The following is a 19521-nucleotide window of genomic DNA, read 5'->3' as shown; positions in this document are numbered from 1 at the left end:
ATCCGGGGCCTTTTTGCTGCACCGCCGAAAAAACGCCAAATCTGCGGAGAAAAGCGCTCGGTATACCATTGTGCACTGTTTACCTTGGGCGCAAAACGCCCTATGGTGCGCCCAGATTTACAAGAGGGGCTGCACATGACCGACCAGACCATTCCCGACATTATCTATACCAAGGTGGACGAGGCCCCCGAATTGGCCTCAGCCTCGCTGCTGCCGATTATCGAGCGCTTCGCAGCGGCGGCCGGTGTCAGCGTCGGCACCAAGGATATTTCCTTGGCAGGCCGTATTCTGGCGACCTTCCCGGATTTTCTGACCGAAGAGCAGCGCATCAGCGACGATCTGGCAGAACTGGGCGAATTGGTGAAAACTCCGGAAGCCAATGTCATCAAGCTGCCGAATATCTCGGCCTCTGTTCCGCAGCTTGTGGCGGCTGTGCGCGAGCTGCAGTCCCAAGGCTACGCCTTGCCCGACTATCCCGAAGCGCCTGCGACCGATGCCGAGAAGGAAATCCGCGCGCGCTATGACACGATCAAGGGCTCTGCCGTCAACCCGGTGCTGCGCGAGGGCAACTCTGACCGCCGCGCCGCCGCCGCTGTCAAGAAATTCGCCCAGGCCAACCCCCACCGCATGGGCAAATGGGCAGCAGGTAGCAAAACCCGTGTCGCCACGATGAGCGCAGGCGATTTCTTCAGCAACGAACGGTCTGTCACACTGGCGCAGCCCGGCATTGCTACCATCGACCATGTGGCGCTGGACGGCACGCAAACCGTGTTGAAAGATGCTGTCAGCTACCCGGCAGGCACGGTGGTTGATGCCACCTTCATGTCGGCCAAGGCATTGGGCGCGTTCCTTTCGGATGAAATCGAGAAAACCAAAGCCGAAGGCACGCTGTTCTCGTTGCACATGAAAGCGACGATGATGAAGGTCAGCGACCCCATCATATTTGGCCACGCGGTCAAGGCGTGGCTTGCCCCGGTGTTCGAACAGTTCGGCGATGACATGGACGCCTTGGGCGTGAATCCGAATTCCGGACTGGGCGACCTGTTGGAGCGGGTCAAGGATCGCGCCGACATCATGGCCGCAATCGACGCCTGCCGCGATGCCCGTCCGCCGATGTATATGGTTGACAGCGACCGCGGCATCACCAACCTGCATGTGCCCTCGGATGTCATAATCGATGCCTCTATGCCCGCGCTGATCCGCGCAGGCGGCAAGGGCTGGGGGCCGGACGGGGCAGAGCATGACGCAAATTGCGTTATCCCCGACAGTTCTTACGCAACGGTTTATGATGAAGCGATCCGCTTCTTCCAATCCAATGGCGCGCTGAACCCCGCCACCGCCGGAACCGTGCAGAACATTGGCCTGATGGCGCAAAAGGCCGAAGAATACGGCAGTCACCCGACCACGTTCGAAATTCCCGCCGCTGGCGTGGTGCGTATGGTGCTGGACGATGGCACGGTCTTGCATGAGCACGAGGTTGAGAAGGGCGATATCTGGCGCTCTGCCAGCGCGCGCAAAGCCCCGATCGAGGATTGGGTGAACCTGGCGATCGCACGGCAGGCCGACACCGGCTATCGCGCGATCTTCTGGCTGGATGCGAGCCGCGCGCATGACGCAGAGCTTATCAAGCTGGTGAAACCGATCCTCGAGGCCAAGGGCGTCTCTGACAAGTTCGAGATCATGGCTCCGCGTGAAGCGACCCGAGCGTCACTGGAGACGATCACCAAGGGCGAAAACACCATCGCCATTACCGGCAACGTGCTGCGCGACTACCTGACCGACCTGTTCCCCATTCTGGAACTGGCGACCAGCGCCAAGATGCTGTCCATCGTCAAACTGATGCAAGGCGGCGGGATGTTCGAGACCGGCGCCGGCGGCTCTGCCCCCAAGCATGTGCAGCAGTTGCAGGGCGAAAACCATCTGCGCTGGGACAGCCTTGGTGAGTTCTGCGCACTGGGTGAATCTTTCAAGTTCCTCGCCGATGCCAAGGGCAATGCCAAAGCGCGGGTCTTGGGAAATGCCGTGGAACTGGCCACGCAAGGCGTGCTGGACAATGATCGTTCGCCCGGTCGCAAGGCGGGCCAGCCCGACAACCGCGACAGCCATTACTGGTTCGCGCGCTATTGGGCCGAAGCCCTTGCCGCACAGTCGGAGGATGCAGAGATGGCCGCGCATTTCACGCCCATCGCGGCGGAACTGGCTGCGAAGGAAGCAACCATCCTGGCGGAATTGCACGCAGGACGTGGCGCTCCTGTCGATACCGGCGGGTACTTCCACAACGACCCTGCCAAAACTGCGGCAATCATGCGCCCGTCGGCCACGCTGAACACGATTATCGGCTGAATTGCCGGATGTGATCAAACGGAAAAAAGGCGGCCCAAGGGCCGCCTTTTTGCGTGATTGTTTGCGGTTTGGGGGCTTTGCCCCTCTGGGGCCTGACGGCCCCATTCACCCCAGGATATTTAGGCAAGGATGAAACACTAGCCAGGGGTGCGTTCGGCCCAGCCCGCGAAGATTTTTTCGAGTGCGACAACGATGTAGTAAAGCACAATCCCAAGGAAGGCCAAAGCGATCAGCACCGCGAACATGAGCGGGAAGTCGGAATTGGTGCGGCCGCTATCGAACAGAGCGCCCAAGCCGCGCCCATGCGGGCTGACGATTTCCATCAGGTTCGTGCCGATAAAGGCCAGCGTGACCGCCACTTTCAGCGCCCCGAAGAATTCCGGCAGCGTCTTTGGCAGCGCGATTTTCCAGAAGATTGTCGCTTGTGACGCGCCAAGCGAGCGCAGGATGTCGCGGTATTCGGGTTCGAGCGTGGAGAGGCCAATGCTGACGGACACCGCAATTGGAAAGAACGAGATGATGAAGGCCAGAAGCACCGTGTTGAAATCATGCTGGCCTACGAACATAAGCGCCACAATGGGAACCACGGTCGCCTTGGGAATGGCGTTGAAGCCCACCAGCAGCGGGTAAAGCGCATCGCGCATGATCCGCGAAAAGCCCATGACCATGCCCAGAAGCGTGCCGAATACAACGGCCAGCAACAGCCCCAGAATGGTGCGCCACAGGGTTTGCCAGCCCATCGTCAGGAACAGATCCCAATAGCGGATATAAGCGGCGGGCAGGTCAGACGGTGCCGCCATCTTGAAGGTTGGCCAACCATTGGCCCAGACCAGCAATTCCCAGAATATCAGAAATACCACAACCGCGATCAGTGGCACGGCGACGGCTTGGACATGCTTGTTCATGCCGCGCCCTCCGTGGTGCGGCCTTGGGCGACCTGAATTTGATGACGCAAGATGTTAAGCTGTTCCGCAGCTTCGGGCGTATAGAGATCATCCAGCGTGGGCGCCGCGTTGCGTGGAATATCCAGCACATATTGCGTTTTCGCAGGACGACCCGACAGCACGACGACCTGATCGGCCAGAAAGATCGATTCGCGCAGATCATGCGTGATCAACACACCGGTGAAGGGTTCGCGTTCCTTCACCTTATGCATGGTCTGCCACAGGTCTTCACGGGTGAAGGCATCCAAAGCGCCGAAAGGTTCATCAAGGATCAACACCTCTGGCTGATGAATCAACGCACGGCACAGGCTTGCACGTTGACGCATCCCGCCGGAAAGTTCCGACGGGCGTTTATCCTCGAACCCTTCCAGCCCCACAAGCGCCAACAAAAAGCGTGCCCGATCTTCGGCCTCCTTCTTCGACAGTTTCGAAGGCACGATTTCCAACGGCAGCAGCACGTTTTTCAGAATGCTGCGCCATTCCAGCAAAACCGGGTTCTGAAACGCCATGCCCACGGTCGACCGAGGCCCTTTGACGCGCTCGCCATGCAACCAGACCTCGCCATGGTCGGGCTTCATCAATCCCGCGATCAGCCGGGTCAGGGTGGATTTCCCGCAACCCGACGGCCCAACAACGGCAACGAAGCCCCCTTCGGGCACAGCTATTTCCAGCCCGTCCAGAACCGGCAACGGCCCGGCATCGGTGCTGTAGGCGTGGCGCACGCCTTTTATTTCAATCAGGTTTTCCATTCAGCCCCCAACGCGAAGAGGGCCGGTGTCATGCACCGGCCCTCCGCCCAATCAATCCAGCTTGAACCCACCTTCGGGCAGGTAAGCATCGGTGAAATACAGGCTCGCATCCGGCGTTGTCTGGTATTCGTAGGTCAGCGCGATCTGTTCCAGCGCATTGGCAAAACGGGCATCATCGATCAAACCCATGCCATTGGCGCGCACCGCATCGGTCACGATATTGGCTTCGAGCGCCAGTTCCAGACGGCGAAGTTCCAGTTCCGCATCCATGGCGGGGTTGCGCGCGGCAAGGCTTTCGATTGCGGCGGCGGGGTCTGCGATTGTGTCGACCATGCCCTTGGCAACCGCATCCAGAAACGCGCTTACGGAGTCCGGGTTTTCGGCGGCAAAATCGGTGTTCACGATAATGACGTTGCCATACAGGTCCACGCCATGATCCGCCATCAGAATGACCGACACGTCATCCTCGGGCACACCAAGGCGCACAGTGTTCAGGAAAGACGTGAAGCTGAAGCCGGTGACAGCATCCACGGTGCCTTCGGCCAGCGACGGCTCTCGCGTTGGGAAACCGACGGGTTCCACGGTGACGGCAGCTGCATCAATCCCGGTTTCGGCCACGAAGATCGGCCATTGCGCCCAGGCACCATCGGGCGGCGGCGCGCCCAGCACCTTTCCTTCCAGGTCGGACGGGGTTTCGACGCCCAGGGATTTCCGGCCCACGATGGCGAAGGGCGGCTTGTCATAGACCATCATGGCGCCAATCACGGGCGCGCCGGGGTTCTGGTCCAGAAACTTGATAAGACTATTCATGTCGGCAAAGCCCACGGGGAAGGCGCCGGTTGCGACTTTCGGGATCGCATCCAGACTACCTTGACCTGCGGTAACTTCTACCTCCAGACCGGCATCGGCGAAATAACCCTTGTCGATGGCCACGAAATAAGGGGCAGACGGGCCCTCGAAACGCCAATCCAGCGCAAAGGGCATGGAAGTTTGCGCCTGCGCGGCGGCAGCCACCAGGCTAAGCCCAAAGGCGGCAGTCACGGATTTGTAGAACATGGTCATTCTCCTGTCGGATTCTTGATAACGCAGCAGCGCATGCACAGCGGGGCTGTGCAAGTCTGATGCCTGCATTCGCCCCACCTTCTGCGCGATCCTTGAGCAGATGTTGAAAATTTGCAAGAAATTTCAGCGCTGCTGCCGCGCCCAATCGGGATCAGTCCAAGGTTCCAGATTCATCGGCGGCAGACAGCGCCCCAGCATATGGTCTGCGATTTTCTCGCCTACCATGATCGACGGTGCATTCAGGTTGCCGTTAGGGATGCGCGGAAAGATAGAACTGTCGGCCACGCGCAACCTGTCCACCCCGATAACACGGCCCTCTGGGTCCACCACCGCCAGCGGGTCGTCGGGCCGGCCCATCCGCGCTGTGCCGCAAGGGTGATAGGCGCTTTCCACATGGTCACGGATGAACGCATCCAGTGCAGCATCATCCCGGACAGTGCCACCCGGCTGGATTTCATACTTCAAATAAGGCGCAAAGGCCGCCTGCCCCATGATCTCGCGCGTCAGGCGAATACAGCTACGGAAATCCTCCCAATCCTGCGAGTCGCTCATGTAGTTGAAACAAATGCGCGGCGCGTCCTGCGCGCGCGGGCTGGCCAGCTTGACCCAACCCCGACTGACAGAACGCATGGGGCCGACATGAGTCTGAAACCCATGCCCCTCGGCCACGGCCTGCCCGTCATAGCGCACAGCAATTGGCAGAAAATGATACTGAATGTCAGGATACTCGACCCCCGCGCGCGAGCGGATGAAGGCGCAGGCCTCGAACTGGTTCGACGCCCCCGGACCTTTGCGCACCAACAACCATTGCGCGCCAACCCAAGCCTTGCCCAACAGGTTCCAATATTTGAACAGCGTAATGGGCTGGCTGGCCGCATATTGCAGATAAAGTTCCAGATGGTCTTGCAGGTTCTGCCCCACACCCGCGCGGTCGGCGCGCGGCTTGATCCCATGTTCGGCCAGATGCGCGGCAGGGCCAATGCCCGACAACATCAAAATCTGCGGTGTGTTTATACTGCTTGCGGCCAGCACCACCTCGGCGCGCGCATGGATGGTCTGCCCATCCTGCAACGCAACCCCGATGGCGCGGTTCGCCTCATCAAACAAGACCTGCGCGGCAAGCCCTCGCACCACACGCACCCGGCCCGTCGCCACGGCAGGGCGCAGATAGGCCCGCGCGGCGGACCAGCGCTGTCCACGATGGATCGTCGCCTCCATCGCGCCGAACCCTTCCTGCTGCGCGCCGTTGTAATCTTCTGTCACAGGGTAGCCGGCTTGCCGCCCGGCTTCGACAAAGGCATCAAACAACGGGTTCTCGCGCTTGCCCCGCGACACATGCAGCGGCCCACCCTGCCCGCGCCACGGGCTTGCACCCGCCTGCCAATTCTCCATCCGGCGAAAATAGGGCAGCACATCGGCAAAGCGCCAGCCATCCGCGCCTTGATCGGCCCAATGGTCGAAATCGCGCGCATGGCCGCGCACGTAGACCATGCCGTTAATGCTGCTCGACCCGCCCAGAACGCGCCCGCGCGGGCACGCCAAACGCCGCCCGCCCAAATGCGGCTCGGGTTCCGTCTGATAGCCCCAATCATAGCGCGCCATATTCATCGGATAGGACAAAGCACCCGGCATCTGGATGAACGGGCCGGCATCCGACCCACCCGCTTCCACCACGATCACCGAATGACCGGCCTCTGCCAGCCGATACGCCACCGCGCATCCGCCAGACCCAGCCCCCACAACCACATAATCCGCCTGCATGTCTCATAGGCTCCGAAAGCTGTCCGGGCCGGGTCAAGGATCGCGCCAGCGACCGCGCTTGCGCGGCTTGTCCTTGACGCGGACCGGACAGCGTTACACTTGACATGGCGCGTTCAGGGCAGACCTGCCCCTGAACCGCCTCTCAGCAAAATAACGACATCTGCCGCCCCACACAGCGGTGGGGCAAAACGCCCGCCGACAGGCGGGCCAGCGTCACATCTCTGCGCGCCGCAAGGCGCGGCAATTTGGTTGCGGCTGCTCAATAGGGCGCATCGACATCCCCCATGCCCAGGTAGACCGACTTGACCCGCGTATAGTGCTCCAAGGCCGCGTGCCCGTTCTCGCGCCCGACCCCGCTGGCCTTGACGCCACCGAAGGGCATTTCGACCGGCGTCAGATTATAGGCATTTATCCAACAGGTGCCTGCCTGCAAACGCCCAACAACACGGTGTGCGCGGGTGAGGTCGCGGGTAAACACCCCCGCCGCCAGCCCGTATTCGGTTGCATTGGCGCGCGCGATGACCTCGTCCTCGTCGTCAAACACCAGCACCGACATCACCGGCCCGAAAATTTCTTCGCGGGCGATGGTCATCTCATCGGTCACATCGGCGAACACCGTCGGTTCAACGAACCACCCGCCCGCCGATTTGCCACCGCAAACCAACCGTGCACCTTCAGCAATCCCACGCGCGATGTAGCCCATCACGCGCTCAGCCTGCGCAGCACTGACCAGCGGCCCCATCTGCGTCGCTTCATCAAGCGGGTCGCCCATAACAATGCGCCCTGTGCGCGCGGCCAGTTTTTCCAGAAACGGCCGCAGCACCGAACGCGCCACGAAGACCCGCGTGCCATTGGTGCAGATCTGCCCCGAGGAATAGAAATTCCCGAGCATCGCCGCGCCCACGGCATTGTCCAGATCAGCATCTTCGAACACGATCAGGGGCGATTTGCCGCCCAGTTCCATCGTGACCGCGCGAATGCCCTCGGCGGCTTGCGCGTAAACCTTGCGGCCCGTCGGCACCGACCCGGTCAGCGAGACCTTGGCGACGCGGCTGTCGCCCACCAGCGCCGCGCCAACATCGCTCGCGCCCTGCACCACGTTGAACAGCCCCGCGGGCAAGCCCGCTTCATGCAATATCTCGGCCAAGGCCAGCGCCGAAAGCGGCGTCACCTCGGACGGTTTGAACACCAGCGCATTGCCAAACGCCAAGGCCGGCGCGGCTTTCCAGGCCGCAATCTGGATCGGATAGTTCCAAGCACCGATGCCAGCACAGACGCCCAAAGGCTCGCGCAAGGTATACGCCATGTCGCGGCCAAGCGCGATGGTCTGGCCCGTCACGGTCGGCGCAAAACCCGCAAAATACTGCAAGGCATCCGCACCGGAAGCCGCATCGGCCACCAATGTCTCTTGCAGCGGCTTGCCGGTATCCAGCGTTTCCAACTCGGACAAGTCTTGGTTTCGATCGCGCATGATCTGCGCGGCACATTGCAAAATGCGGCCCCGCTCCACAGGCAGGCGCGCGGCCCAGTCGGCCTGTGCATCTGCTGCGGCGGCCATGGCCCGCTCGACAATCGCGGGCGTGGCCGAATGGAGCTTGGCGATCACCTCTCCGGTTGCTGGATAATGACTGTGAAACGCCGCGCCGGCGTCATCCTCGACATACACACCGCCGATGAAATGGCTGGCTTTGGGTTGTGCTCTCATGACTGTCCTCCGTCTATCGCGGCCTCTAGCCAGCCCTGCACCTGCCCGCAGACGCGCGCGCTGTCCGGCTCTCCGGTGCCAAGGGCTTCATGCAGATAGGCACCGTCAATCATCGCCGCCGCGCCATCGGCCAGATCGCCCGCACGCGCGCCAACCAAGGGCCGCAGTGCGTGGCGCAGGTTCGACCGCAGCCGGGCTTGATATATCCGCAGCAGCCGCGCGGCATCGTCCTGCCGCTGCGCCAGAACGTAGAAATTCAGCCAGGCGGCGACGACCTCGCGCCGGAAATTGCTGCCGGTGAAAGACACCCGCACCAGAGCGCGCAAGCGGTCGTGCGGCGTGTCGGACGCGATCAGCGCGCCACGGATTTCGGCACCATAGACCGACAGCACATGCCGCATGGCGGCCAGAAACATTGCTTCTTTTGAGCCAAAATAATGATGCGCCAGCGCCGCCGACATACCCGCGCGCTTGGCGATCCGGCTGACGGTCACATCCAGCGACCCCGCCTGCCCGATCTCGACAATAGCGGCTTTGATTAGCGCGTCGCGCCTGATAGGTTCCATTCCAACCTTCGGCATGGCAGCTTGGCCCCTTAAACGACATTTCTGTTGCAAGTTTGCTATCCGATTGTTTATTGATTGGTCAATCAAGAAAAAACGCAACATGGGAGAAATATCAATGACCCTTCGCCTGACGACGCTTGCCGCCGCCGCTTTGGCCGCTGGCCCAGCTTTTGCAGATTGCACGTCTGTCACCTTTTCCGATGTGGGCTGGACCGACATCACCGCCACAACCGCTGTAGCCACCACGCTGCTGGACGCCTTGGGCTATGACACCAACACGTTGGTTCTGTCAGTGCCCGTAACCTACACGTCCATGGCCAATGGCGATGTCGATGTGTTCCTTGGCAACTGGATGCCCACGATGGAAGCCGATATCGCCCCCTACCGCGAGGCAGGCACCGTCGACACAGTGCGCCGCAACCTGACCGGCGCGAAATACACGCTTGCCACCAATGCGGCAGGCGCGGCCCTTGGGATCACCGATTTCGCCAGCATCGCCGCGCAGGCCGAGGCACTGGACGGCAAAATCTACGGGATCGAGCCGGGCAATGACGGCAACCGCCTGATCCTTGATATGATCGAGGCCGATGCGTTCGGACTGTCGGGCCTGACGGTGGTCGAAAGCTCTGAGCAGGGGATGCTGTCCCAAGTCGCCCGCGCTGACCGCCGGGATGAGCCTGTTGTGTTCCTTGGGTGGGAACCGCACCCGATGAACGCCGCCTATGACATGACCTATCTGGCCGGTGGCGACGACTGGTTCGGCCCCAATTTCGGCGGTGCAGAGGTTTACACCAACACGCGCGCCGGGTTTGTCGCGGAATGCCCGAATGTCGGCGCGTTCCTGAACAACCTCGAATTCACGCTGGCCATGGAAAACGAGATCATGGGCGCGATCCTGAATGATGGCACGATGCCCGAAGCCGCCGCGACCGCGTGGCTGTCGGCCAACACCGACGCTATCAGCCCATGGCTGGAGGGCGTGACAACGGCAGACGGCGGCGACGCCATGGCCGCCGTTATGGCCGCGCTGAACTGATCCCTTCGCGCCCCGGCCAATGGTCCGGGGCGTTTTTTTGATTAAGGGGCACCGCATGGCCGACGCATTTACCCAACCCATCATAGACGCGAAAATCCCGGTGGGCCGCGTGGTCGCAATGGGGTTTGAATGGCTGCAAGACACGTTCATCACAGCATTCGATACACTGGAACAAACTCTGCGCAGCATGATTGGCGGGTTGGAAAGCGCGCTGAGCGTGCCGCACCCGTTCATCATTGTTGCAGCGTTCTGCGCGCTGACATGGCTGCTGCAACGCCGGCTGGTGTCGGTCATCATCGTGGGCCTCTGCGCCTTGTTCGCGTTGAACCAAGGTTATTGGGACTTAACGATGCAGACGCTGACGCTTGTTCTGGCGTCTTGCGTGGTCTGTATGGGTGTGGGCGTTCCCTTGGGTATCTATGCCGCGCATCACCCGCGGTTTTACCGCGCGCTGACGCCTATTCTGGACCTGATGCAGACGCTGCCGGTCTTCGTCTATCTTATTCCGGTGCTGGTGCTGTTCGGGCTTGGCATGGTGCCGGGGCTGGTTGCGACTGTCATTTTCGCCATGCCCGCCGCGATCCGGCTGACGGAACTTGGCATCCGGTCCACCCCGCAGGCGCTATCTGAAGCGGCGACGGCCTTTGGCGCGACCACGGCCCAGCGCATCTGGAAGGTGGAACTGCCCTTTGCCTTTCCACAGATCATGGCCGGGTTGAACCAGACCATCATGCTGTCGCTGTCGATGGTGGTCATCGCAGGGCTTGTGGGCGCACCGGGCTTGGGCGTGTCGATTGTGCGGGCGCTGAACACGGTCAATGCGGCGCTTGGCTTCGAGGCGGGCGCGGTCATCGTCGCCGTGGCCATCATGCTTGACCGCATGCTACGGGTGGAGGCAGCGCGATGACCGATCCCGCCGTTCGTTTTCAAAACGTCTCTATCGTTTTCGGGTCAAACCCTTACAAAGCAATCCCGCTGATGGAAACCGGCCAGAGCCGCGACGCCATCAAGGAAAAGACGGGCCAGGTTCTGGGCGTGCATGATTGTTCGCTGGATGTGGCGCCGGGCGAGATTGTCGTGCTGATGGGCCTGTCAGGGTCAGGAAAATCCACGCTTTTACGCGCGGTGAACGGGCTGAACCCCATCGTGCAGGGCGATGTGCTGGTCAATGACGGCACCGAATTGGTCAGCGTGCCAAATGCCAGCCGCGCCACATTGCGCCGTTTGCGGACCCGGACGGTCGCGATGGTGTTCCAGCAATTTGGCCTGCTGCCGTGGCGGTCGGTGCGCGAGAATGTCGGGCTGGGGTTGGAACTGGCCGGAATGGGCAAACGCGCCCGGCGCGAAAAGATCGACACGCAGCTAGAACTGGTGGGCCTGACGCAATGGGCCGACCAGCCTGTCAGCGCTTTGTCGGGCGGGATGCAACAGCGCGTGGGACTCGCGCGGGCGTTCGCCACTGACGCACCCGTGCTCTTGATGGATGAGCCGTTTTCGGCGCTCGACCCGCTGATCCGCGCGCGGCTGCAAGACGAACTTCTGGAACTGCAAGCGCGGCTGAAACGCACCATCATCTTCGTCAGCCACGATCTGGACGAAGCGTTCAAACTGGGCAACCGAATTGCCATTCTGGAAGGTGGCCGGATGATCCAATGCGGCACGCCCGCGCAGATATTCCAGACCCCCGCGAACCAGTATGTGGCCGATTTCGTCGCCAATATGAACCCGCTGGGCGTGCTGCGCGCGCGCGACGCGCTTGTGCCCGCCAGCGTGGTCGGCGCACCGACGCGCAGTGTCCCGGCGGACATGCCAATCCGAGAGGTCATGGCGCAATTCGACAACCAGCATGACACGCTGGCCTTGTCGGACGGGGACCGTGTATTGGGGCAGGTGACGCGAGCATCAGTCATGGCGGCGCTGACCGCCACGCGCGGGCTGATGCCGGATAGCGCGTAACACCGCATGACCGGGCAGGTGACGCGCGGTATCTTCCCTTTCCGGCATTTGCATGGCACCACAGGGCAGAACCGGACCGAAGGACAGACAGATGCACAGCCCCGCCCCCTACCCCGCCGCCCGTATGCGCCGATTGCGCCGCACCCGCGCCCTGCGCGACATGGTGCAAGAAAACGGGCTAGGTGTGGGCGACCTGATCTGGCCGGTTTTTATTCGTGACGGAGAGGGCGTTGAAGAGCCGATCCCCTCCCTCCCCGGCGTAAACCGCCTGTCACTGGACCGCCTGTTGCCAGCCGCAGAAAAGGCGCTGGCCCTTGGCATCCCCGCGATCTGCCTATTCCCCTACACCGCGCAAGAGTTGCGCACCGAGGATTGTGCCGAAGCCTGGAACCCCGACAACCTGACCAACCGCGCGATCCGCATGCTGAAAGCGGAATTGCCCGAATTGATGGTGATGACCGATATCGCGCTCGACCCCTATAATGCCAATGGCCATGACGGGTTTGTTGTGGATGGGCAGATCTTGAATGACGAAACCGTGGACGCGCTCGTCCAGATGGGGTTGGCACAGGCCGAGGCGGGCGCCGACATCCTTGGGCCGTCTGACATGATGGATGGCCGCATCGCCGCTTTGCGTGCCGCGATGGAAGCGGCCGGACATCGGGATGTGGCGATCCTGTCTTATGCCGCGAAATTCGCGTCGGGTTTTTACGGCCCGTTCCGTGATGCGGTCGGCGCGGGCGCGCGGTTGGTCGGCGACAAGGCGACCTACCAGATCAACCCCGCCAACCGCGAAGAAGCCCTGGCCTGCGTCGCGCGCGACTTGGCAGAGGGCGCCGATATGGTCATGATTAAGCCCGGCATGCCGTATCTGGACATCTGCCGCGCCGTGAAGGACCGCTTCCAGCGCCCGACCTTTGCCTATCAGGTCTCTGGCGAATACGCGATGCTGATGGCGGCGGCGCAGAACGGCTGGCTGGATGGCGAAAAGGTCATGCTGGAAAGCCTGCTGGCGTTCAAACGCGCAGGCTGCGACGGGGTGCTGACCTATTTTGCGCCCCGCGTGGCAGCGGCGCTTTCATAGTCTGGCCATATTCACGCCCCAGTTTTTGCCCCGCTGCTTTTATAATTCTTGGACATAGGTTCAACAAGGGGGCACAGAATGAACCATGCTATTTGACGCATCCAGCGGTTGTTGGCGAACCAATCAGGTGCGATCATGGTGGATTGGGTCGTGTTGGCCGCGGCAACCGTCGGGCTTGGCGTGTCCTCTGTTGTGGCCGTCAGGACGGGCACCGATCCTTTGGGCATGGACATTCAGAACAGCTTGAGCGGTGCGCGCGTGGCCAGCATCCTGTTCGGTCGACCGGGTTTGCTGCCGCAAGGTTGGGTCTATCCGCAAGTGATTTGCTTTGCGGAAGCAACCGACAGCACACTGAGGGGCTGGTAACAAGATCGGGTCGCGGCTTTCATGAACGCGGTAGAAGCCGACGACAATTCGGTCGGACATAGCTTGTCCACGATGGGTGCGGGTGCGCAACTCGATATCATGTCGTTGCAGCGCGACGAATTGATGTCGCGCGGCCTATACCCAATCTCCGGCGTTATGACCTATGAAGAGGCCCACGCGCTTTATACTCAAACCTTCTGATGCAAGGCGACCAAGGGCAAAGGTAAGTTTGACACGCGATCCAAGCCAGACTCTGGGCATGCGCAAGGAACTGCCGCAAAGCTCCGCACACGGGTGACAAAGCCGCACATTCGCGCTAATTTAGTGTCAAGGTCGCAGGATAGCGGTATCCTTTATCAGAGGCAGAGCAATGACACAGATAAGCAGGCGGGCTTTCACGCTCGCAGGGTTGGCGGGTATCACCACTGGATTGGCCGCTTGCGGCAATCCAATCGGCAGCGAGGGTGCCGACCGTCTGGATGCGCGGGTCGACTCCGCTCGCGACTATCTTCGCAGCAACTATCCCAGTTTGGGTGAACTATTCGAGAACTCGCGTGGGATTCTGTATATCCCTGTCGTTACAGAGGCAGGGCTGTTCGTCGGTGGCTCTTACGGGCGCGGCGCGCTGCGCATAGATGATGCTACGGTCGACTACTATTCCGCCACCCGCGCCAGCTTTGGTTTGCAAATCGGCGGGCAGCAATATGCTCATGCGCTGTTTTTCATGACCGAACAGGCGCTTTCGGATTTTCGTTATTCCGAAGGCTGGGCTGCAAGCGCGGACCTGCGCTATGCTACCCCGACGCAAGGCGGATCACTTGGGGCCGAAACCACGACCCAATTCGCCCCCGTCATTGCTGTGGTGTTCGGACAGTCGGGCGTTCTGGCGGGTGCATCACTGGCAGGCGTGAAATACGCCCGGATCATTCCCTGAACCTCGCGCCCCGGCCCTAAAGCCGGGGCCTCTTGGTCACGTCGCCAAAGCCGCCAAATCCTCTGGCGTGCCCACGGTGCGGGTGTCTGACCCTTTTGCAATCCGTTTGACCATCCCCGACAAAGCCTTGCCCGCGCCGATTTCCCAGAATTCGGTCACGCCTTGATCGGCCATCCAAGCGACCGACTCGCGCCACCGCACCGACCCGGTCACCTGCTCGACCAGCAGCGCGCGAATGGTGGCGGGATCGCTGACCGCTTCCGCCCTCACATTGGCCACCAGCGGCACAGCAGGCGCATTCAGGGCAACGCCGGCCAGCGCCTCTGCCATGGCATCGGCCGCAGGCTGCATCAGCGCGCAATGGAACGGGGCCGACACGGGCAGCAACATGGCCCGCCGCGCGCCGCGCGTTTTCGCAATTTCAACCGCGCGTTCTACCGCCGCCCTATGGCCAGAGACGACCACCTGCGCGGGGTCATTGTCATTGGCGGCTTGGCACACCTCGCCCTGCGCAGCCTCTGCCGCAATCTCAGATGCGGTGGCAAAATCCAGCCCCAGCAGCGCCGCCATTGCCCCCTCGCCCACCGGCACGGCGGCTTGCATCGCACGCCCCCGGATGCGCAACAGCTTGGCCGCGTCAGAAATCGACAGCGACCCCGCCGCCGCCAGCGCCGAATGCTCGCCCAGCGAATGCCCTGCGACAAAAGCCGCATCGGTGATTGCCACGCCTTCGGCTTCCATAGCGCGGAACGCCGCCAAGGACGTTGCCATCAGCGCCGGTTGCGCATTGGCAGTCAGGGTCAGGTCGGCGATATCGCCGTCCCAGATCAACGTCGACAAAGCCTCTCCCAAAGCGTCATCGACTTCCTGAAACACCGCTTTCGCCGCCGGGTAACTGTCGGCCAGCGCGCGGCCCATGCCGATGGTTTGTGCCCCTTGACCGGGAAATAGGAATGCGCGGCTCATGTCAGTCTCCAACCCTTGTTTGCCCGTTAGGCAATGCCCCAAACTGCTGCCCGGTTCAAGCGCCGGTCAGGCTTGCACGGGCGCTCTATTATGGTAGCGTTCCCGCAACCCTGCAATCGGAGCCAGCCATGCTTGACCGTCCTACACCAAACGACCTGCGCGCCTTCTGGATGCCGTTCACCGCGAACCGCCAGTTCAAGGCGGCGCCCCGCATGTTGGTCGCGGCCAATGGTATGCATTACACCACATCGGACGGACGTCAGGTGCTGGACGGCACGGCGGGGCTGTGGTGCTGCAACGCGGGCCATGCGCGGCCCTTGATTACCGAAGCGATCAAGAAACAGGTCACGGAGCTGGATTACGCCCCTGCCTTCCAGATGGGCCACCCCAAAGCGTTCGAACTGGCCAACCGTCTGGTCGATCTGGCGCCCGAAGGTATCGACCACGCATTCTTTACCAATTCCGGGTCGGAAAGCGTGGAAACCGCGCTGAAAATCGCCATCGCCTACCACCGTGCGCTTGGCAACGGCACCCGCACCCGGCTCATCGGGCGCGAGCGCGGCTATCATGGCGTGAATTTCGGCGGCATTTCGGTGGGCGGCATTGTCAACAATCGTCGTCATTTTGGCGCCATGCTGGCAGGGGTCGACCACTTGCCCCACACGCATCTGCCCGAAAACCAATGGTCGCGCGGCCAGCCAGAGCATGGCATGCATCTGGCCGATGATCTGGAGCGCATGGTCGCGCTGCACGGCGCGGACACGATTGCCGCTGTGATTGTCGAGCCTGTGGCCGGGTCCACCGGTGTGCTGATCCCGCCCAAGGGCTATTTGCAGCGCCTGCGTGAACTGACCCGCAAGCACGGCATTCTGCTGATTTTCGATGAGGTCATTACCGGCTTTGGCCGTCTTGGCAGCGCCTTTGCCGCGCAGCATTTCGACGTGATGCCCGACATGATTACCTGCGCCAAGGGTCTGACCAATGGCGTAATCCCGATGGGCGCGGTGCTGACCACGGCGGATATTCACGACGCCTTCATGCAAGGGCCGGAAAACCTGATCGAGTTGTTCCACGGCTATACCTATTCGGGCAGCCCGATTGCTTCCGCCGCCGGGCTGGCCACGCTGGAGACGTATAAACAGGACAACCTGTTCGCCCGCGCGCATGACATTGCGCCCTATTGGGAGGATGCGGTGCATTCGCTGAAAGGCCATCGCCATGTCATCGACACGCGCAATATGGGGCTGATCGGCGCGGTGGAACTGGAACCGATTGCAGGCAAGCCGACGCAGCGGGCCTTCAACGCGTTTTTGCAAGCCTATGAAAAGGGTATCCTGATCCGCACCACGGGCGATATCATCGCCATGTCGCCGCCCTTGATAATCGAGAAATCGCATATCGATCAGTTGATCGGCACATTGGCAGAGGTTCTGGACGCGCTTGAGTAAATCCGTCGCTCGCGTGGCCCGCGCATTGACCGATGCGGGCCTGCCAAACACCATAATAGAACCCGGAGAGGCGCGCACCGCGGAACTCGCCGCCGAGGCTTGCGGCTGCGCGCTGGACCAGATCGTAAAGTCGATCCTGTTCGCAGGGCAGACAAGCGGCGCGCTTTACCTGTTCCTGACAGCGGGTGGCAACCGCATCTGCGCCGATAAGGCCAGCGCTTTGGCGGGTGAGGATTTGGGCCGCGCCGACGCCGCTCAGGTGCGCGCGGTCACAGGATTTGCCATCGGCGGCGTGGCCCCGATCGGACACCTGACGGCGCCCGCAACATGGGCCGATCCACGGCTGTTGAGCTTCGATACCGTCTTTGCCGCAGCCGGAACACCGCGCCACGTCTTTTCAATTGCCCCGCGGGTTCTTATCTCTGTCGCCCATGCCACAGTTGCGGATTTTACCGGATGACCTTGCCTGACCCGGCGCTTCAGCCAGAATTCTACACGGACGTGCCATTGAAACGCGCCGGAGCATGGGCGATTGACCTGTTGGTCACGGTTGCCCTGACGCTTGTCGGGCTGGTGCTGACATTGTTTATCAGCGCGTTTTTCTTGCCGCTTTTGTTCGCTGCGATCTCTGTGGCCTACCGCACCGTTATGCTGTCACGCTACGGCGCAACACTGGGCATGATGGTCATGGCGCTGAAATGGCGGCATCTGAACGGGCGCACACCCGATGTGACCACCGCGCTCATCTACAGCAGCACACATGCCGTGATGTGGACGGTGTTTCCGCTTCAGATTGTTTCCATTGCGTTGATATTGCTGTCTCCCTACCGGCAAGGGTTGCACGATCACCTTCTGTCGACCACCATGCTGCATCGAATTGCCCCTGAATAACGCGGATAGGTTATGTTTGCAGGCTTGGCGAAAGGCCAATCGCTTGCTAACCTTTCCGGGTTTTGCATAACAAGAGCCGCCAATGCGTCATTCCCTGCCGACCGTTCCGCAGTTCTATGTGACTGCCCCTCAGCCATGCCCCTATTTGCCGGACCGGATGGAACGCAAGCTGTTCACGGCTTTGCAGGGCGATCAGGCCGAGGCTATGAATGACAAGCTGTCGCAGCAAGGGTTCCGCCGGTCGCAGAATGTTCTGTATCGGCCCTCTTGCGCCGATTGTGCGGCCTGTCTTTCGGCACGCATCCGAGTGGCGGATTTCACCCCGTCACGGTCGCAACGTCGTGTGGTTAATCGAAACGCGCATCTGAAACGCGATGTGACCAGCGCTTGGGCGACAGAAGATCAATATGCGCTGTTCCGCCGCTATCTGGACAGCCGGCATACCCATGGCGGCATGGCAGATATGGACGTGTTCGAATATTCCGCCATGGTCGAGGAAACGCCGGTCCGCACGCGCGTTCTGGAATACCGCGACGCGGCCACTGGCCCGAACGGCCCTTTGATTGCTGCGTGCTTGAGCGATGTTCTGGAAGACGGGCTAAGCCTTGTTTATTCCTTCTTCGACCCGGAGATGGCCGACCAATCCCTTGGCAGTTTCATGATCCTTGACCAGATCGAATTGGCACGCCGGGTGGGACTGCCCTACGTTTATTTGGGTTATTGGGTCCCCGGCAGCCCCAAGATGGACTACAAGGCGCGGTTTTCGACATTAGAGGTCTATCACAAAGGCGCGTGGCAAGTGCTGGACGACCCGGCGCGGTTTTCTGGCACCACGCATCCACTTTCTGTCCAGCCTATTGCCGAACAGGTGGCGCAGCTTTCCTTGCCAAGGGATGTTGGCGGACCGATCAGCGTGCCGCCAAGCAAAGGCAAGCTGTAAGGCGCGGTCTACCGCGTGAACACACGCGCGGCCAGCAAGATACGCGCGCCAGCCGTCACGCCACACAGCGCGGCGAACACATAGGCCAAGGGCACGAACCAACCCGACCACAGGCAGATCGCAATAAAGAACGCGATGGTCTCGGCGCCCTCCAGCAGCCCACCTGTGAAATAAAGCGATTTCACGCCGTGCAGGTCGCTGCGCATCTGCTTCTTTTCGGCCAAGATCGCATAGCCCAGGAACGACGCACCGTTTATATAGAAACTTGCCAGCAGCACCGCACCGGCCACGCCATTGCTGTCAGGGTCATGCAGGATGAAGGCCAAGGGAATCGCGGCGTAGAATATGAAATCGCAGGTGATATCCAGATAGCCGCCAAAATCTGTGACCCCCTGCGCGCGTGCAACCGCGCCATCCAGACCATCCGCCAGGCGCGAGGCGAGGATCAGCGCCACCGCGAGCAAAAAATGCCCGGCGATGATCGCACCGGCCCCCGCCAGCCCAAAAGCAAGGCCGATCAATGTGACCATATTCGCGGTCAAGCCGGACCGGGCTATCTGGCCGCCGATCAGGTTCAGCGGAGGGTCGATGAAGGGGCGCAGATGTCGGTCCAGCATGGGGCCTCTTGCTTGGCTTGTATCAGGCTTGCGCTACAGTATACGTAGCACGCGCACCGAATGTTTCACGGTAATGTGTCGCAACCTGAAACTTACCGTAACCTTTGACAGTTCTTTAACGTAACGGCAGATACAAGGAAAACAGAAGGAATC

Annotated in this window: 20 protein-coding genes; 12 read left to right on the top strand and 8 right to left on the bottom strand. The window is 61.3% G+C overall.

Going from position 1 to position 19521, the window contains the following annotated elements; translation table 11 throughout:
• Window positions 1-135 precede the first annotated feature (135 nt).
• The gene (locus M3N55_RS08675) at window positions 136-2343 is read left to right on the top strand and encodes an NADP-dependent isocitrate dehydrogenase (protein ID WP_249058136.1); all 2208 of its coding nucleotides are present in this window, start codon (window positions 136-138) and stop codon (window positions 2341-2343) included.
• 137 nt (window positions 2344-2480) lie between these two features.
• On the opposite strand, the gene M3N55_RS08670 is transcribed toward M3N55_RS08675, so the two are convergent.
• From M3N55_RS08670 to betI, 6 genes are all read right to left on the bottom strand, one after another.
• A complete protein-coding gene (locus M3N55_RS08670) occupies window positions 2481-3248 on the bottom strand; it encodes an ABC transporter permease (RefSeq protein ID WP_249058135.1) in 768 nt (255 codons plus the stop codon).
• A complete protein-coding gene (locus M3N55_RS08665; protein WP_249058134.1) occupies window positions 3245-4036 on the bottom strand; it encodes an ABC transporter ATP-binding protein in 792 nt (263 codons plus the stop codon). The genes M3N55_RS08670 and M3N55_RS08665 overlap by 4 nt, the downstream gene beginning before the upstream one ends.
• A 51-nt stretch (window positions 4037-4087) precedes the next feature.
• Window positions 4088-5092: an ABC transporter substrate-binding protein gene (locus M3N55_RS08660; protein WP_249058133.1), complete on the bottom strand. Its 1005-nt coding sequence runs from the start codon at window positions 5090-5092 to the stop codon at window positions 4088-4090.
• Between the two features lie 129 nt (window positions 5093-5221).
• Window positions 5222-6859 carry a choline dehydrogenase gene (gene betA, locus M3N55_RS08655; RefSeq protein WP_249058132.1) on the bottom strand — a complete coding sequence of 546 codons (1638 nt, stop codon included), beginning with the start codon at window positions 6857-6859 and terminating at the stop codon, window positions 5222-5224.
• 259 nt (window positions 6860-7118) lie between these two features.
• Window positions 7119-8564 carry a betaine-aldehyde dehydrogenase gene (gene betB, locus M3N55_RS08650; protein ID WP_249058131.1) on the bottom strand — a complete coding sequence of 482 codons (1446 nt, stop codon included), beginning with the start codon at window positions 8562-8564 and terminating at the stop codon, window positions 7119-7121.
• Window positions 8561-9145: a choline-binding transcriptional repressor BetI gene (gene betI, locus M3N55_RS08645; RefSeq protein WP_249058130.1), complete on the bottom strand. Its 585-nt coding sequence runs from the start codon at window positions 9143-9145 to the stop codon at window positions 8561-8563. Before betI ends, betB begins: the two co-directional genes overlap by 4 nt.
• Window positions 9146-9245: 100 nt before the next feature.
• Between betI and choX the strand changes: the two genes are divergently transcribed.
• The 7 genes from choX to M3N55_RS08610 all read left to right on the top strand — a co-directional run bounded on the left by choX (window position 9246) and on the right by M3N55_RS08610 (window position 14506).
• Window positions 9246-10166 carry a choline ABC transporter substrate-binding protein gene (gene choX, locus M3N55_RS08640; protein WP_249058129.1) on the top strand — a complete coding sequence of 307 codons (921 nt, stop codon included), beginning with the start codon at window positions 9246-9248 and terminating at the stop codon, window positions 10164-10166.
• Window positions 10167-10221: 55 nt separating this feature from the next.
• Entirely contained in the window at window positions 10222-11073 is an 852-nt protein-coding gene (gene choW / locus M3N55_RS08635; RefSeq protein WP_249058128.1) for a choline ABC transporter permease subunit, read from the top strand.
• Window positions 11070-12122, top strand: a complete 1053-nt coding sequence (gene choV, locus M3N55_RS08630) for a choline ABC transporter ATP-binding protein (protein WP_249058127.1) — start codon at window positions 11070-11072, stop codon at window positions 12120-12122. Before choW ends, choV begins: the two co-directional genes overlap by 4 nt.
• A 91-nt stretch (window positions 12123-12213) precedes the next feature.
• A complete protein-coding gene (hemB, locus tag M3N55_RS08625; RefSeq protein ID WP_249058126.1) occupies window positions 12214-13206 on the top strand; it encodes a porphobilinogen synthase in 993 nt (330 codons plus the stop codon).
• 135 nt (window positions 13207-13341) lie between these two features.
• Entirely contained in the window at window positions 13342-13572 is a 231-nt protein-coding gene (locus M3N55_RS08620; RefSeq protein WP_249058125.1) for a hypothetical protein, read from the top strand.
• A 21-nt stretch (window positions 13573-13593) separates the two neighbouring features.
• Window positions 13594-13773: a hypothetical protein gene (locus M3N55_RS08615; RefSeq protein ID WP_249058124.1), complete on the top strand. Its 180-nt coding sequence runs from the start codon at window positions 13594-13596 to the stop codon at window positions 13771-13773.
• 169 nt (window positions 13774-13942) lie between these two features.
• Entirely contained in the window at window positions 13943-14506 is a 564-nt protein-coding gene (locus tag M3N55_RS08610) for a lipid-binding SYLF domain-containing protein (RefSeq protein WP_249058123.1), read from the top strand.
• Between the two features lie 36 nt (window positions 14507-14542).
• Here M3N55_RS08610 and fabD read toward each other — a convergent pair whose 3' ends face one another.
• Window positions 14543-15472 carry an ACP S-malonyltransferase gene (fabD, locus tag M3N55_RS08605; RefSeq protein WP_249058122.1) on the bottom strand — a complete coding sequence of 310 codons (930 nt, stop codon included), beginning with the start codon at window positions 15470-15472 and terminating at the stop codon, window positions 14543-14545.
• Between the two features lie 128 nt (window positions 15473-15600).
• On the opposite strand from fabD, the gene aptA reads away from it, so the two are divergent.
• From aptA to M3N55_RS08585, 4 genes are all read left to right on the top strand, one after another.
• Window positions 15601-16920, top strand: a complete 1320-nt coding sequence (gene aptA, locus M3N55_RS08600; RefSeq protein WP_249058121.1) for an omega-aminotransferase AptA — start codon at window positions 15601-15603, stop codon at window positions 16918-16920.
• A complete protein-coding gene (locus M3N55_RS08595; protein WP_249058120.1) occupies window positions 16913-17380 on the top strand; it encodes a YbaK/EbsC family protein in 468 nt (155 codons plus the stop codon). Before aptA ends, M3N55_RS08595 begins: the two co-directional genes overlap by 8 nt.
• Window positions 17377-17811 (top strand): RDD family protein, encoded by a 435-nt coding sequence (locus M3N55_RS08590; protein ID WP_249058119.1) that lies wholly within the window; start codon window positions 17377-17379, stop codon window positions 17809-17811. Before M3N55_RS08595 ends, M3N55_RS08590 begins: the two co-directional genes overlap by 4 nt.
• Window positions 17812-17893: 82 nt before the next feature.
• Complete coding sequence (locus M3N55_RS08585) at window positions 17894-18751, top strand: arginyltransferase (RefSeq protein ID WP_249058118.1); 858 nt, start codon at window positions 17894-17896, stop codon at window positions 18749-18751.
• Window positions 18752-18759: 8 nt separating this feature from the next.
• Here the strand turns inward: M3N55_RS08585 and M3N55_RS08580 are convergent, their stop codons facing one another.
• Window positions 18760-19368: a CDP-alcohol phosphatidyltransferase family protein gene (locus M3N55_RS08580; protein WP_249058117.1), complete on the bottom strand. Its 609-nt coding sequence runs from the start codon at window positions 19366-19368 to the stop codon at window positions 18760-18762.
• Window positions 19369-19521: the final 153 nt, after the last annotated feature.

Source organism: Roseinatronobacter domitianus (assembly GCF_023336755.1).
GTDB classification, from domain to species: domain Bacteria; phylum Pseudomonadota; class Alphaproteobacteria; order Rhodobacterales; family Rhodobacteraceae; genus Roseinatronobacter; species Roseinatronobacter domitianus.
This window is presented reverse-complemented; position numbering and strand designations above follow the sequence as displayed.